This is a genomic window from Thalassotalea profundi (genome assembly GCF_014653195.1).
Classification (GTDB): Bacteria; Pseudomonadota; Gammaproteobacteria; order Enterobacterales; family Alteromonadaceae; genus Thalassotalea_B; species Thalassotalea_B profundi.
Genome location: NZ_BNAH01000016.1, coordinates 72,264 through 88,555, shown reverse-complemented (window position 1 = coordinate 88,555; position 16,292 = coordinate 72,264). Strand labels below are relative to the sequence as shown.

Sequence of the window (16,292 nt, the reverse complement as noted above, 5' to 3'; positions counted from 1 at the left end):
GGAGTTCCCATGTGAGAGTAGGACATTGCTAGACTTCTAATTAAAGAAACCCGTAGCTAAGGCTACGGGTTTTTTGCTTTATGAATATTAATTTAACGTATAGGGACAGAGCTACTCTAGCGTAATTTGAATCTGAATTTTTTTATCATCCCTTAAAAGACCAATCGGAATAGTTTCTCCTATTTCAAAATTATCCAGTTCTGATAAAAAAGATTTGACGCTAGAAACTTTTTTACCATTTATTGATTGAATAACATCGCCTAGTGTAATACCGAATTTAGTGACTTGTGCGCTTTGCAGATTAGCTTTAAATGCGGGTGAATTAGCTGCGATTTCTAATATAACAACACCTTGAATACCTAGCTGTCTATTTAGCTGCCTATTAATATCGTTGTCTATTGAAATACCCATAGATGGTCTTGTATAACGACCCGTAGAAATTAATTGGGGGATAACGCGATTTACTGTATCAACAGGTACGGCGAAACCAATACCTGCATAGGTACCAGAAGGGCTATAAATTGCGGTGTTAATCCCTATTAATCTGCCTGCACTATCGAGTAACGGCCCACCAGAATTGCCCGGATTAATTGCCGCATCAGTTTGAATGAGATTATTAATGATTAAATCTGAATCTGCGGATAGGGATCTGTTAAGTGCAGAGACTATGCCGCTGGTTAATGTATAATCTAAACCAAATGGGTTGCCAATGGCTAATACTGATTGTCCAACTTGTAAATCTTCACTTAAACCAATAGGAACCGCTGGAGGTAAATCTAATCTCACATCTATTTTGAGTACAGCTAAATCGTGATTGGGGCTGATACCTACTAAACGAGTGGGATAAGTTCTACCGTCATTTAGTCGGATATTTGCCTCAGAAGCACCTTTAATGACGTGATAGTTGGTGACTATGTGCCCAAATTCATCCCAAATAATTCCAGAGCCAGTGCCACGAGGCACCTTACGCACATCACGGCTCCAAAAACTTCTAAGGGTTTTACTTGTGGAAATATAAACAACAGATGGACTTGTTTTATTAAAAATATCAATAGTAGTCTTTTCTGTATCTGCGAGCTCACCTCTTGCAGAAACAACTCGTGGCACTGCATTTTGGGGGATGAGGTATTTTTCAAATACCGGCAGTAATAAATTTATCAAATAGATGGTAACGAATAGCCACAATACTAGTCTTAGCAACGTTAATAAATTTATTTTGCTGTCCATATTTCACCTTTTAGTTATAAGTCTTATCTATTGAATATTGCTAACTTTTGTCCTAATTTTGCCAGTGCTTTCTCTTCTATTTGTCTTATACGTTCTTGGGAAACACCATACTTTTCAGAAAAATATTTGTTCGTTAACTTTTCTTGTGCTAACCATCGGTTTTCAATAATGTCTCTTGAACGTTCATCTAATTCCTGTATAAATAATTTGACTTGTTTGAATGCTTTTTCAGTAAAGTCTTGCCTCATCAATTTTGATGTAAAGGTTTCAGATTGGTCTTGCAATATGAATTCTGAGCTTGCTTGACTATCAGCATTATCATTCAATGAAGAATTGATATAAAAATCTGATTGAGTAAGCTGCACCTCCATATCAGAAACATCTTCTTTGGTGACTTGTAATTGATCTGCTATATCATTTTTTTCTTTAAACGATAGCCATTGTGTACTCAATTTTAATTTACGTAAATTAAAGAATAGCTTTCGTTTCGCCTTTGTTGTAGTAGCCTTAACTAAACGCCAGTTCTTTATGATATATTCTTGAATTTCCGATTTAATATAATACACAGCAAAACAGGATAACCGCACGCCGAAATCTAAACTAAATTTCTTTACTGACTTCATCAAGCCAATAGTGCCTTCTTGTACTAAATCATCTAAAGGTAAACCATAGCCTTTATAGCTTCTAGCAATATAGGCTACGAACCTTAAATGCGAGAGCACGAGCTTTTGTGCTGCTGCTAAATTATTTCGTTGTTGATAGTCTTCAAACAACGTTTTTTCTTGCTGCTCATCTACTACAGGTTGGCTATTTACATAGGACAAGTAAGCTTCAAAGCTTCCTGCATTTGGTAGTACGGGTGTTAGGTGAGTTGTCATGTTCTCCTCCTTATTTGTGTGATCTATTTGCTAGCACGAAATTAAGAAAACGAGGATTAAACAGTTTGTTGCCCGGTATCAGCATACTAAGGTCTTTCTGTATTTTTTTCTCATAATGAGATTTTGGTGGGTAAGTTTTCCTTTTACTCTCATTTTTCTCGCCTGTATTTGTAGAGTTGCTACTTGCCTGACTTTCTTTAACGGTCGAGAAAGCCGATAGACTAATACCTGCAGTAATCACGAGTGAACAAAGTAATAGTTTAATTGTAGGTCTGTAAATTGAAGCCATGATATATCCTCTGTATTAGCAATATAAAATAAGTTCAAGATATCGTGCTCGTGTAGGCATAAATTGCCTCAGCCACGAATTGAATTTTAATCGTAGTTAACGGGGAAGCTAACTTCCCCACAAGTTTAAAATACAATCTAGAGAGTGACTTATTCTGATTCAATGTCAGAATCTTTCTCCTCTTGAGGCGATTGCTCTGAAATAAATTTGTCTAATGATAAATTCGCTAAAGCTTCATATTTAGGCTTTGCAAGTGTGAACCATTGACTGATATCACCTCGTTTCACAAAATAGTTTTCTTCATCAGCAGCAAATGAAAATACGTATTGCGTATTTTGATCATTTGTTACGGTCAATGTATTGGTGGCATTAGGTGCCTTGTTAGCGATGCCTGAGACAGATAAGTTAGTTAGCTGATTGACGAAATCCTCAACAGAAGATTCATTAAGTGCTAGTTGCTTATCTAGAGCTGAAGGAGGTGCTAATTGCCAACTATCTTCATTCTTGGTGAGGTTAACAAGTGAGTGGCTTATCTCTTTGATGCTATCTATAGACAACATTGTCTTATCGAGCCAATTATCGGGATCGACATTGATTTGATATGGGCTATATCCAATAGAATATACATCATCGTCAGCTAAGTTTCTGGCATAGAGTTGCTTAAAACTTGGTGATTTGCCAAGCAATAAGGTTTGTTTATGTCCTTCGATATCAGTAAATTCTACTTGTTTTTCAAAGCTGTTAGTACTGACCTTAAAACGTTCGTGGCTATTTTTTGTACTAGTTACAGGCCATGAAACTTGTGTATTTATTAATTGGTTTGTTATCGCATCTACCTTGCTCTTAACAAGGGTTATTGTTGGGTAGTCTTCGAGTTGCCAACGCTCATTTTCCTTGATAAGCGATAGCGTTTCATTTCCCTCCGTTATTCTAATTTTGTTAAGCTTATTTGTATCCACTGCAATCAGGAACCTTGATTCTACACTGCTCATGACATTTGAATTGTTGAAAAACAATATTCCTGCTAAAGCGAGCTGTAATGTGAGAAATGCGGTTAATACGAGTATTTGTTTGTTCATGCTCTATTTCCTATTACATTTGCTATTGTGTTAACCAAGTTAAGTATTGGCGTTGTTTTCGTTTTCTTCTTTGACGATCCCACAAAGCTATACCAGCCAGCAGAGTAAAAGTGAGGAAGTAGTTACCGTACTCCCAGAATAGCTGTTCGCTATGCTCCATTGGTGGCAATGTGCGATTGAAGTTACCTCGTGAACGAATACTCATTAATGCTCTGTCTTCTAATGACCAATCTATTGAATTTACTAAAAGCTGCAAACTATTTAAGTAATCAGTTTGTGAAATACCACCTGTAAATTGCAGTACTTGATCTTGTACAAAATCATTCGAGCTAAATAGGATAATACGAGCGCTATCTGGTGCATGTTTAATCACACTGCTGACATCCAATTGTGCTGTTTGTTCTGTAAGAGCAGTTTCGCTTTGTGCTTGTGCATTAGCATCATCTGATGCTTCTTCACTTAGCGCAGTTTTTGATGTTTCATCGACAAGCAAAGGAGAGTCTTTATCAGCAAAGTAGGAAGAGAATCTTCCTTGTGCGATGACCCCCATTAAGTGCGCTTTTGTTTCTCCTGCAGCCGTATAACTTGTTTCTCCTACTTGGTTGACTTTAGGCATGATATCTAGCGATGATGAAGTCCATGCTTTATCTGAGCTAGTAATTAAAGGCGTAAAATTTATGCCTTCTTTGGTTTCATCCAGGGTAATTGGTGATGACCATGCCATCGTCAGTTGAGGGAGTTCTGATGTGATCAGGTTATCTTGATTTAAACCTTTGCGAACATCTACAAAGTAGGGGTAGTCCAACATACGCATTTCTTGTAATTGGAAACCGCCTACATTTCGAGTGACAGGTATCGGGAAAGCTGCATTACTCGCATCCATTACAAGCGTATTTTCAACGGTCAAGCCATTATGTGCTAACCAGTTTTCAATACCACTATTGACTGATGACATTGAGAGGCTGCTACCCGTTAAATTGACATTATAAGGTGATGTGGCCGCGATAACCGTTCCACCCTTCATTAAGAACTGATCTACAGCAAACAATTGCTTTTCATCTAATGATTTTGGGGATATCAACATGAGAATATCAGCCTCACCTGAAATAGAGCCATCAGATAAGTCTTCATTTAATACATTTAACTCAGCACCCAGCATTCGCTCTAATTGGTTAAAAGTGGATTGTGGCATACCGTATCCACCATAAGGGGCAGTTTGCGGTGTTACCAAAGCCACATTTTTTGTAAAGCCAGTGGCAAAACGTTTGATTGCGGCATCCAAGTTGCGCTCAAAGCTTGATTCACTAAAATCATCAAGCGGAATTTGAATAACTTGTTCATCGCCAGATAACGTTAGATAAAAATAAAATGCATTATCTGAAAAAAGGCTAGTTGCCATGGGCTGAAAGCCATATTCATCGGCAATCTTTTGAGCAATTTCACCACCACCAGCTTCCGGTTCAATAAACTCTACTTTGAATTTATCAGTAGATTTTTGATTAACGCTTTCTAATTGCTTCGTAATCGTGGTTTTAAATTCAGCTAATTGGTCAGGCAATTTGTCGTTTGCAGAAATATAACCTGTAAAAGTGAGGTTTTGTTTTACAGTATCAAAAAGGTTCCCGGCACTTTGGTAATCTTGCAACACGGTTTTAATCGCACGTGTTACATCATGTTCAGGATTGCGAAGCAATACCTCAATGTCAGACTCAGCACGAGCATTCACTTCGATAAGATCTCTAAAACCAAGTACTTTGTGTTCATCACCATATTGTACTAGTACATTAAAATATGAGCTAACAATGGAAGCTTGATAACGATCAGCAACTTGGAATGGCATTGGCTTGATACCAAACTTAGTATTCGCTTCTTCTTCCAACTCAGGGTACTGCTGTGGATCAACAAACTCAACACGCAATCTACCTTTAGCTGCTACTTCATACTCTTGTAGCAAATCTTTTACTTGAGGAACAAGTGGAGCTAAAAGCGGGTGTGTTTTTTGGCTAAAATAACCTCGAATGAGCATTGGCTCTTGAAGTTGTGCCAAGTAAATTTCAGTCGCTTCAGAAATAGAATACTGTTTACCTGCTGTTGTATCTAATCGTAATTGCGGTAGTTGACCTAACCATAAATTCGCGGCAAGTAAATTCACGCAAAGCAAACCAGTGATAAGTTGCCATTGTTTATGATAACTAACCTTTTGGTTGCTTTTTTTCTCTGCATTGCTCCAGCGTTCTTTTTCCAAAAAATAAGTATTGAGCGCCAAAAAAACGATAGTTAGCGAGATATAGTAATAAAGGTCTCTAACATCAATGACTCCACGTGTTATATCTTCGAATCGAGAACCTGTACCGAGCTGACGTAAGAACTCAGCACTTTGATGAGAGAAGAAGTCAGTGATTGCAGAAGTACCAATGAAGTAGAACAAACCACCAATAATACAGGCAGAAATCAGACTAACGATTTGATTATCACTTCTGGAAGAGACAGCAAGGCCAATAGCTATATAAGCGCTACCTAACAGTAATACAGCTATATAGCCTGAAATCACAGGTCCCCAATCAAGCTCGCCAATAATACTGACCATTATAGGTAAAGGGAGTGTGATCAAAATTGCAATACTTAGAAGTGCTAGGCATCCCAAAAATTTCCCGACAACAAAGTGCCATAGTGGAACAGAGAGTGTGTGAACATATTCAATCGTCCCGCTACGTCTCTCTTCACTCCATAACTTCATGGTTAATGTTGAACATAAGAAAATAAGTAACAATGGCATCCATTCAAACATTGGGCGCACATCGGCAATGTTTCTAGAAAAAAACGCTTCTCCCCAAAAAAAGATAAACAGGGTTACTGCAACAAAAGCACCTATAAAAAGGTACGCAATTGGTGAGGTAAAAAATATGGCTGTTTCTTTTTTTGCGATACGTAATGTATTGAATTTGGCAGATTGGTTAGGCTGCATTTGGCACCTCCTTATCTGTTTTTTTGCCTGAACTAAATTGGTCGCTATTGATTTGATTAAAAATAGTTTCTAGATCTCGTTTTCTTGGATATAAAGCAAATAGACTAGCACCCGACTCAATAACGGCTTTACTTATGTCACTGCCAATTACGTGAGAAAATCCTTGTTTAGACATTTCAACAAGTAGTTTTCCTTCCTCAATTTCTTTGACACATTTAACGCCTGATATGTTTTTAATCATATCAATATTTTTACAGTTGGTTTCAACAATAAGGTGTTTGCTATGTTGTAAAGCTTCGAGTTTTTCATCTAACACCATTTGTCCAGATTTAAGAATTAATACGCGATCACACAATGCACTAACTTCTTGCATGATGTGCGTTGATAGAATTACAGTCGCATTTTGTGCAATATCTTTGATCAATGTACGCATATGTTGCGTTTGTTCTGGGTCTAAACCATTGGTTGGTTCATCGAGAATAAGTAGCTTTGGATTTCCTAATATAGCTTGAGCGACGCCAACTCGTTGCTTGTAGCCCCTAGATAGGGTATCGATAGGCGAGAGAAGCTTAACTGATAATTCTGTAGCCTGAATTACTCGTTTTATTTCAGCTACCTTGTTATTCCCTGTTAAGCCCTTTAAGTCAGCGGCATAGTCCAGGTATTCCGCAACATTCATCTCAGGGTAAACAGGTAAATTTTCAGGTAAATAGCCTAAGTGTTGTTGCAGTAACTTTGCATTGTTGTTTAGTGAGATACTGTCAAGGAAAACGTCTCCCTTATCAGCTTCCAAATAGCCACTGACTATCTTCATAATGGTGGTTTTTCCCGCACCGTTATGACCTAAAAGACCAATGATTTCACCTTTTTTGATTGAAAAGCTCACATCATCTACAGCAATAAAACTGCCATAGCTGCGAGTTAAATTTTTCACATTGAGCATGGTAGTCTCCAACATTTACTGGAAAATATTTTTAGTTTTTATGTAGTATGTAAGTTGAGTTGCATTATTTGTACGCATACCGTTAGACGGTCTATTTGATAGGATCGAGAAATACATTGTTAAAGTCTCCATAGTTGCAGGGAAAATTCCCAAAAACAAAGTAAAAAACGAATTCAAATTTTTGATATGGGCAAAATTTAAAAGTTCAAGTTAGCTAAAGTGACTTTTTAGCCATTAAATTATAGCTATATGATTAATTGCTTTGATAAATAGGGGGCATATAGCCCCCTAACAATTTCTTAAGCCGCTTTATCAGCATCAGTTACTTTTTGTTTCCCATCGGTTTTGTGCTCAATCGCATGCTTATTAGTGTTAATAGCAATTGATTTTGGTTTCATCGCTTCAGGGATCTCTTTAACTAAGTCTATAGTTAATAGGCCGTTAGAAAGATCAGCATGAGTAACTTCAACATAATCAGCTAAGTTAAATTTGCGTTCAAAGGTTCGGTTGGCAATACCGTGATAAAGATATTTACTTTCATCTTTATTACTTTGATTACCGCGCACCGTTAATACTTCTTTTTCAACTTGAATATCAAGCTCATCTTGAGAAAAGCCTGCAACAGCAAGAGTGATTGCATAACGGCTTTCATTGATAATTTCGATATTGTAAGGGGGGTAACCGCTTGACGTAGTATCAGATGTTAATGCGCTATCTAGCAATGACGCTAAACGATCAAAACCAATACTGCTGCGATATAAAGGGGTTAAATCAACTGAGTTCATAGTATATCCTCCGATTGAAGCAACATAAAATAAAAACAATTAAAGTGACCTGGTTCTATGTTAGACAACACAGTCACAATTATTTATTTAGGGATAAAAAATAGAAATCCAAGGAAATTTTTATAAATATTTCATCGCTTCATAATCTTCTATTTACATGGAAGCTAAAATACAAACTCATACCTTAATTATATTCTATTTTGGAATAAAAAAGCGATTTATATTCTTTTTGCTTTTTATCAACACAGTCTATTATTTCATTTATATATTGAAATGGGCGAGTTGACGAAATGTTGTCAGAACAGCAAAATTTAAATCAAACTATGTTAAATGCAGAGCAACTGAGTTCTCTGAAAGAAGTAATAGGTACTTATAGCCCTCTACAACTTGCATGGGCAAGTGGCTACTTAGCGGCTAAAAGTGAAGGCTCATCTTTTGCTACTTTACCAACAATTAGCGGAGCAAAAGCTTCTTCAACGTTAACTATTTTATATGGTTCACAAACAGGTAATGCAAAAGGTGTCGCGAAATCATTAGCTGAACAAGCAACAGCCCAAGGTTTGACTGTTGATCTGAAAAGCATGGGGGAATTTAAACCTAAAAGCATTAAAAACCTTACCCACCTATTAATCGTTGCTAGTACAAATGGTGAAGGTGAAGCTCCTGATGATGCTATCGCTTTACATGAATTTTTAGCGTCTAAAAAGGCACCTAAGCTAGAAAACTTGCAGTACAGTGTTTTGGCATTAGGTGATACAAGTTATGAGTTTTTCTGTCAAACAGGTAAAGATTTTGACGAGTATCTCAGTAAGCTAGGTGCTAAAGCAATAACACCTCGTGTCGATTGCGATGTTGATTATGAAGAAGCCGCTGCCGCATGGTCTAAAGACATTATTACAAAAGCTAAAAACATACTTGGTGAAAGTGAAACTTCATCAAATGTTGTTGCAATGCCAACAGCTGGTTCTGTGAGTGAATATACTAAGCAAAATCCATATTCAGCAGAGTTAAGTATTAGTCAAAAAATTACTGGCCGAGATTCCGCAAAAGATGTTCGTCATATTGAAATTGATCTCGGTGAATCTGGACTGACTTATCAACCAGGTGACGCCTTAGGTGTTTGGTTTGAAAATGATGAAACTTTAGTTGACGAACTTATTGTAGCTTTAGGCTTATCAGAAAGTGAGAATGTGAGTGTTGCAAATGAAACCTTAACACTAAGAGATGCGTTAGTTTCAGCATTAGAAATAACTCAAACTTCTGTTAATTTTGTTACTTTTTGGGCAGAGCTTTCCAAAGATGAGGCGTTATTAACACTTGTTCAAGACAAAAATTTATCACGTGAGTATGCGGCAAGTCATCAAATTGTAGATGTAGTTAAATCGGCTCCAGCCTCAGTGGATGCACAAAATTTTGTTGATGCATTACGCAAAATTACACCACGTTTATATTCTATTGCATCTAGTCAAGCGGAAGTGGAAGAAGAAGTACATTTGACCGTTGGCATAGTAGAATATGATAAAAACGGCTACACCCGTTCAGGTGGTGCTTCAAGCTTTTTAGGAAAACGCTTAGAAGAAGGCGGAACCGTAAAAGTATTTGTTGAACATAATGATAACTTTCGTTTGCCAACTGATGGAAACACCCCCGTTATAATGATTGGGCCAGGAACCGGTGTTGCACCATTTAGAGCTTTCCTGCAAGAACGTGAAGCACAGAATGCTGAAGGTGAAAACTGGTTATTTTTCGGTGATCAAACATTTACCCAAGATTTCTTATATCAAGTTGAATGGCAGGGTTATTTAAAGTCAGGATTACTTACTCGAATAGATCTTGCATTCTCAAGAGATCAGGCAGAAAAAATATATGTACAAGATCGATTAAAAGAAAATGCAAAAGCGATATTTGAGTGGCTCGAGCGAGGTGCGCATTTATACGTATGCGGTGATATGAGCCGCATGGCAAAAGACGTTGAAGTTGCCTTAATTGAAATTATTGCTGAGCAAGGCGGTAAAACAACTGAGCAAGCTGAACTGTATTTAAAAGAATTACGTAACGCTAAGCGTTATCAGAAGGACGTATACTAATGACTGATCCTATCCAAGTAACAGGTCCATTAATTGTTGAAGGTAAATTAGCTGACAATGAACGCTTAAAGGACGAGAGTGATTATTTGCGCGGTACAATCGCTGATGATCTTAAAGATCGCGTAACTGGGGGGTTCACCGCTGATAACTTTCAATTGATTCGTGTACACGGGATGTATCAGCAAGACGATCGTGATATTCGTGCTGAACGCCAAAAACAGAAACTTGAACCGCTACATAATGTCATGCTACGGGCACGTATGCCTGGTGGTATTATTACTACTGAACAATGGTTAGGAATTGATGCCTTTGCTCAAGAACATACATCTTATGGCAGTATAAGGCTAACAACACGACAAACATTTCAGTTTCACGGTGTATTAAAGCCAAAAATTAAATTAATGCATCAAACCTTAAATAAATATGGTTTGGATTCTCTTGCAACTGCGGGAGATGTTAATCGTAACGTGTTATGTACTTCAAATCCTATTGAATCTGAATTACATCAAGAAGCATACGAGTGGTCGAAAAAAATTAGTGAACACTTGTTACCCAAATCACGTGCTTACGCTGAAATTTGGCTAGATGAGGAGCGTGTTGAAACCACTGAAGGTGAAGTTATAGAGCCTATTCTTGGTAAAACATATTTACCTAGAAAGTTTAAAACGACTGTTGTTATTCCACCAAAAAATGATATTGACGTTCATGCAAATGATCTCAACTTTGTTGCTATTGCCGAAAATGGTAAGTTAGTTGGTTTTAACTTATTAGTGGGCGGAGGCTTAGCCATGACCCATGGCGACAAGTCAACATATCCACGTCGTGCTGATGACTTTGGATTCTTACCACTAGATAAAACATTAGCTGTTGCTGAGGCAGTTGTTACAACACAACGTGATTGGGGAAACCGAGTTAATCGTAAGAATGCAAAAACTAAATACACACTTGACCGTGTGGGTATTAACACTTTTAAAGCAGAGGTAGAAAAACGTGCAGGTTTAACCTTTGAAAAAAGTCGACCGTATGAGTTTACTTCACGCGGTGATAGTTTTGGTTGGGTTGAAGGTATTGATAACAAACATCATTTAACTTTATTCATCGAAAATGGTCGAATATTAGACTATCCAGGCGCACCGTTAAAGACAGGTATTGCTGAAATTGCGAAAGTACATAAAGGTGATTTTCGTATGACTGCAAATCAAAACTTAATTATTGCGGGTGTTGCAGAAGAAGATAAAGAGACAATTGAAAAGTTAGCCCGAGATCATGGTTTATTAAATGATGGAGTATCACCACAGCGTAAAAACTCAATGGCGTGTGTGGCATTTCCAACTTGCCCATTAGCGATGGCAGAAGCTGAACGCTATTTACCTGGTCTTGTGACAAATGTAGAAGCAATACTCACTAAATATAACATTAGTGATGAAAGTATAATTTTGCGCGTAACAGGTTGCCCTAATGGTTGTGGTAGAGCAATGCTTGCTGAAATTGGCTTAGTAGGTAAAGGTCCTGGTAAATACAATATGCACCTAGGTGGAAACTTAGCTGGTACAAGAATACCTAAAATGTATAAAGAAAACTTAGGTGAACAAGATATTTTAACTGAAATAGATGCTTTGGTTTCTCAATGGGTTGATCAAAGACAGAGCAATGAAGCTTTTGGTGACTTTGTCATTCGTACCGGCATTATTGCTGAAGTAAAAGTTAGTAAGCGAGATTTTCATGACTAATGCACTATTGCCGGATGAAAAACCGGTGATTAATAGCCGGTTTCCGGCTTCATTACCAGGACATTGGCTTGATCAATGGAATGAGCAACTTGAGAGTCAAACTGCGATAAAACGCGTTGAGTGGGCAATGGAAAACTTACCATCTAAGTTTGTGTTGTCGTCTAGCTTTGGTATTCAATCAGCAGTGATGTTGCATATGTTAACGCAGATAGATGCTAATATTCCTGTATTATTAACAGATACAGGGCACCTATTTCCTGAAACGTATCAATTTATTGAGACCTTAGCTGAAAAACTAAAGTTAAATTTACATGTTTTCAGTGCAAAAGAAAGTGTTGCCTGGCAAATGGCCAAATATGGTGAAGAATGGGCGAAAGATGAAACATCTTTAAAAGCTTATAATCGTCGGAATAAAGTAGAACCTCTGGAAAGAGGTTTAGATCAACTGAATGCGGGAACTTGGTTTTCAGGCGTTAGGAGACAGCAATCAGAGCATAGAGAAACTTTGTCTGTTGTCAGTATTTTAAGAGGACGCTTTAAAGTACACCCTATTATAGATTGGTCAAATAAAGACATTCATCAATACTTAACTAAATTCGATCTCCCTTATCATCCACTGTGGGAAAAAGGCTATGTCTCAGTTGGAGATGTTCATAGTACTCGCCCATTAACATTAGGGATGGATGAGAGCGATACTCGCTTTGGTGGTATGCAAAGAGAATGCGGTTTACATACTGATGGTGATGGAATTTAAAAAATTTGTATTTCGCAAGTATTAATTAAGGTCAGGTTAAGTGATCTTAATTAATACTAAAGTGAACAGATAATGCTTCCTTTACCTGTTGAATATAGCTTGGATCTACTGAGTCACTAATTAAACTTGCTAATTCAGCACCAATTGGTGTGAACTTATAAAAACTTACCAAGCAAGACTTTTTGTGCGATGTTAAAATTAATGGTGTGTTGTTGCTGTAAAAATGAATACTATCCCCAATGGCAATAGGTGTAGTTTCTGTTTCTTGAATGAAAATTAAATGATTTTCTGCAAGTGTTAATAACTCCGCGTAAGACAAGCCAAATTTACCTAGATTAATTCTCTGAACACGTTTTTTACTGAAAAAATTAAACATTCCTGGTAATTGAGATGTGCCAGATATAATTCGAAGATTCTTTTTAGTGGAATCTTTTACCGCTACCGCACAAGCTTTGGCAAACAGCTTAGCCTCTCCAATACTCATGGTTCTAAATGCTTTTAACGTTTTTAAGGAAAATGAACCTGGCTTAGTTACTTCGTAGGCTAAAATTTTTGCCCATAGTTCTTGCATCGTAGGGTTACTGATCCCTTCGGCCAGTTCAGTAAAACTATTAAACCAATCAACATCCGCCCGATCAGTAATTTCACTATCAGAGCAATACTGAATGGCTTTTTGAATGATAGCTTCAAGATTTTGTTGCTTTCTAAAACGAATATAGCGTTCACGCTTTTGTGTTCTTTCTTCTAATGGTGCCTGTTTGGCTGTTGAGATTAATGCCCCATCGACAACAAATTGTTTTGCTAGGTTTAATAACTGTAGTTGGGAAGAGGTGCCGGACTTTGATGCTTTATTTGAACTAGCATTAGTTGCTTTCTCTTTATTAACATTTGACACCTCTTTAACTTCAGAGGTGGGAATAACAGGGTTGACTGAAGTTGTTGTAATTTTCATTTCCCATTCACTCCATAGTTATTAAAAAATAGTACAATAATACAAGATTTAAAACGCTTTAATTATTTTTAAACGGTAGTAATTCTACTAAAATCATATCATAAAGTAATTTTACGAAAAAAAAACTAATAAAAAAGTGTAAAGGTTTAAATAATTACCTAAACTTAGGCTATAGTGATATATCGTTGAAAGAATTATATATATTTTAAATAGTTTATTGAATATTCCTCAATTGACTTTTATGATGTAATGAAACCAAGATATTAGAATAATATTTATAATAAGCATTTTTAAAATAACTGGCCAGTTGCGTTGGTGATTTGAGGGTAGTATGCGGGCATCTGAAGAAACTAGTGATGATTTCCTATTTATCGATGATAGTGATGAAGATGAAATTCTTGATGATTCAAGTAATGGTACTTGGAAAGTATTAATAGTTGACGATGATCCTGAAATTCATTCTGTTACACAACTGGCGTTGTCTGACTTAGTTGTACTTGGCAAAAGACTTGAATATATCCATGCGTATTCGGGAAGAGATGCTTGTCAGTTAATTGAGCAAAATAATGATATTGTTTTAGCCCTTCTCGATGTGGTAATGGAGACTGATGATGCCGGTTTGAATGTGGTAAAACATATTCGAGAAAAGCTTAATCGACAAGATATTCGCATAGTATTAAGAACCGGACAACCTGGATATGCTCCAGAAGAAAGTGTAATCAAAGATTATGATATTAATGATTATAAAACTAAAACTGAGTTAACTCGCCGTAAATTAGTTACCACTGTATATGCAGCAATTCGTTCATATCAGCAAATAGATACAGTTACACAAAACCGTAAAGGCCTAGAAAAAATTATAGTGGCTGCTGCTGAGTTGTTGGAATTACACTCAGTGCATAAATATGCAGAGGGTGTACTAAGCCAATTAACTAATTTAGCAGAAGTTGAAAAAAGCATTTTTTGCGCAAGAGGGCAAGGAATTGTAGATGCGGCTGACGACTTAAGTTTATACGTATTAGGGCAGTCAGGTTTAAATCTTTCATTAGTTAATCAAAAAATATCATCATTAAAAAATAACAATGTTGAAGAAATAATCAAAAAATGTTTTCAACAGAAACAACATATAATCACCGAAGAAAAGTCATGTTTTTATATTTCAAGCGGTGTTTGTCGAGCCGTAGTTTATATTGAGTTTGTAACCCCGTTATCAGAAATTGATCAGCAACTTATAGAAGTGTTTTTTACTAATATTTCTATAGGATATGAAAATGTTCATTTATTTCAAAAACTCAGAAATGCTGCCTATAAAGATTGGTTAACAGAGCTTCCTAATCGGTTGGAATTTGTCAATTTACTTGACGATTTTGCTCAAAGTAGCGACCAAAATAAAGTAGCGTCCCTTATCGATTTAAATCAATTTAGTGATATAAATGATGGACTAGGTCAAGATCTAGGTAATCAGCTGTTAATGGCCGTTTCAGCAAGGATGAAAACGCTTTGTGAACGCTGTCAAGTTGCACGTGTAGGAGCCGATGTTTTTGGAATAATTGGCCCGCAAGAATTAATTAACCCTGAAAAACTGAATGAATTATTTATAGAACCTTTCTCTGCTGGAGAGCAGCGTTTGCCAGTTAAAGCAAGTTTCGGTTTTTGTAAGAAAGCTGATGCAGGTACTCGTGGTGTTAAAGTATTAAATCAAATTAATATAGCCCTTAATTTAGCGAAAAAGAGCAATCAAGGTCACTTTGTTTATTATCACCAAGAAATGGAAGAAAAGACGTTATGGCGTTTAGGTATGATACGTCAATTACGCACAGATTTTGCAGAAAACCGTTTAGAACTTTGGTATCAACCGCAACTCAATTTATTATCAGGTAAAGTTATTGGTGCTGAAGCTTTATTAAGGTGGCGTACTGCTGATGGTAATTTTATTTCACCTGCTATATTTATTCCTTTAGCGGAATATTCTGGTTTAATCATTGATATTGGTGACTGGGTTATTAATCAAGCATGTAGCACAATTAAAACACTTGAGAATAATGGTTTTAGCGACGTTGGTATATCAGTTAATGTCTCTATTCCACAATTTAAGAAAGATAATTTTGTTGAAAATATTATTCAAGCAACTAAGAAGCACCAAGTTGCGCCGAATAAATTAGAACTAGAAATTACTGAAAATATATTGATGGATGAACCACAAGTAGTTGTTGATTCGCTCTCAGAGCTGAAAAAAGAAGGCATAAGTATTGCGTTAGATGACTTCGGCACCGGTTATTCGTCGATGAGTTATTTACAGCAATTACCGTTGGATCGTTTAAAAGTTGATCGTTCATTTATTACTCATATTGCTGAACCTGGCAAGGCTGTAATTGCAGATACTATTATTAATTTAGGCAAGCAAATGAACTTAACTGTTATTGCTGAAGGTATTGAAGAAATAGAACAAGCAGAACATTTAAAAACCTTAGGCTGTGATGAGGTTCAGGGCTTTTTCTACGCTAAACCAATGCCTGAAGATGAATTTTTAGATTTCTTAAAGAAAAATAGTTAGTGATTTAGCGCAATCATTAGACTTAATTAAAGGTATTAATCTTAAAAGT

Annotated in this window: 12 protein-coding genes; 4 read left to right on the top strand and 8 right to left on the bottom strand. The window is 36.6% G+C overall.

Translation table 11 applies throughout. The features are described 5' to 3' along the window. Nucleotides 1–111: 111 nt before the first annotated feature. The 7 genes from IE155_RS16635 to IE155_RS16605 all read right to left on the bottom strand — a co-directional run bounded on the left by IE155_RS16635 (nt 112) and on the right by IE155_RS16605 (nt 8,166). Complete coding sequence (locus tag IE155_RS16635; RefSeq protein ID WP_189379384.1) at nt 112–1,227, bottom strand: S1C family serine protease; 1,116 nt, start codon at nt 1,225–1,227, stop codon at nt 112–114. 23 nt (nt 1,228–1,250) lie between these two features. Continuing rightward, nucleotides 1,251–2,105 (bottom strand): RNA polymerase factor sigma-32, encoded by an 855-nt coding sequence (locus tag IE155_RS16630; protein ID WP_189379383.1) that lies wholly within the window; start codon nt 2,103–2,105, stop codon nt 1,251–1,253. 10 nt (nt 2,106–2,115) lie between these two features. Further along, nucleotides 2,116–2,394, bottom strand: a complete 279-nt coding sequence (locus IE155_RS16625) for a hypothetical protein (protein WP_189379382.1) — start codon at nt 2,392–2,394, stop codon at nt 2,116–2,118. Nucleotides 2,395–2,543: 149 nt separating this feature from the next. After that, nucleotides 2,544–3,473, bottom strand: a complete 930-nt coding sequence (locus tag IE155_RS16620) for a DUF4340 domain-containing protein (RefSeq protein ID WP_189379381.1) — start codon at nt 3,471–3,473, stop codon at nt 2,544–2,546. A gap of 22 nt (nt 3,474–3,495) precedes the next feature. After that, complete coding sequence (locus IE155_RS16615) at nt 3,496–6,438, bottom strand: Gldg family protein (RefSeq protein ID WP_189379380.1); 2,943 nt, start codon at nt 6,436–6,438, stop codon at nt 3,496–3,498. Beyond that, nucleotides 6,428–7,381, bottom strand: coding sequence for an ABC transporter ATP-binding protein (locus tag IE155_RS16610; protein WP_189379379.1), 954 nt, complete (start codon nt 7,379–7,381; stop codon nt 6,428–6,430). Before IE155_RS16610 ends, IE155_RS16615 begins: the two co-directional genes overlap by 11 nt. Before the next feature lie 299 nt (nt 7,382–7,680). Beyond that, nucleotides 7,681–8,166 (bottom strand): Hsp20 family protein, encoded by a 486-nt coding sequence (locus IE155_RS16605; protein WP_189379378.1) that lies wholly within the window; start codon nt 8,164–8,166, stop codon nt 7,681–7,683. Nucleotides 8,167–8,456: 290 nt separating this feature from the next. Between IE155_RS16605 and IE155_RS16600 the strand changes: the two genes are divergently transcribed. The 3 genes from IE155_RS16600 to IE155_RS16590 are packed head-to-tail and all read left to right on the top strand — an operon-like array spanning nt 8,457 to nt 12,737. After that, nucleotides 8,457–10,253, top strand: coding sequence for an assimilatory sulfite reductase (NADPH) flavoprotein subunit (locus IE155_RS16600; RefSeq protein WP_189379377.1), 1,797 nt, complete (start codon nt 8,457–8,459; stop codon nt 10,251–10,253). After that, a complete protein-coding gene (gene cysI / locus IE155_RS16595) occupies nt 10,253–11,983 on the top strand; it encodes an assimilatory sulfite reductase (NADPH) hemoprotein subunit (RefSeq protein WP_189379376.1) in 1,731 nt (576 codons plus the stop codon). The genes IE155_RS16600 and cysI overlap by 1 nt, the downstream gene beginning before the upstream one ends. Beyond that, nucleotides 11,976–12,737, top strand: coding sequence for a phosphoadenylyl-sulfate reductase (locus IE155_RS16590; protein ID WP_189379375.1), 762 nt, complete (start codon nt 11,976–11,978; stop codon nt 12,735–12,737). Before cysI ends, IE155_RS16590 begins: the two co-directional genes overlap by 8 nt. 46 nt (nt 12,738–12,783) lie before the next feature. On the opposite strand, the gene IE155_RS16585 is transcribed toward IE155_RS16590, so the two are convergent. Beyond that, nucleotides 12,784–13,689 carry a TIGR03899 family protein gene (locus IE155_RS16585; RefSeq protein ID WP_189379374.1) on the bottom strand — a complete coding sequence of 302 codons (906 nt, stop codon included), beginning with the start codon at nt 13,687–13,689 and terminating at the stop codon, nt 12,784–12,786. Between the two features lie 331 nt (nt 13,690–14,020). Between IE155_RS16585 and IE155_RS16580 the strand changes: the two genes are divergently transcribed. Then, nucleotides 14,021–16,243 (top strand): bifunctional diguanylate cyclase/phosphodiesterase, encoded by a 2,223-nt coding sequence (locus IE155_RS16580; protein ID WP_189379373.1) that lies wholly within the window; start codon nt 14,021–14,023, stop codon nt 16,241–16,243. Nucleotides 16,244–16,292 lie beyond the last annotated feature (49 nt).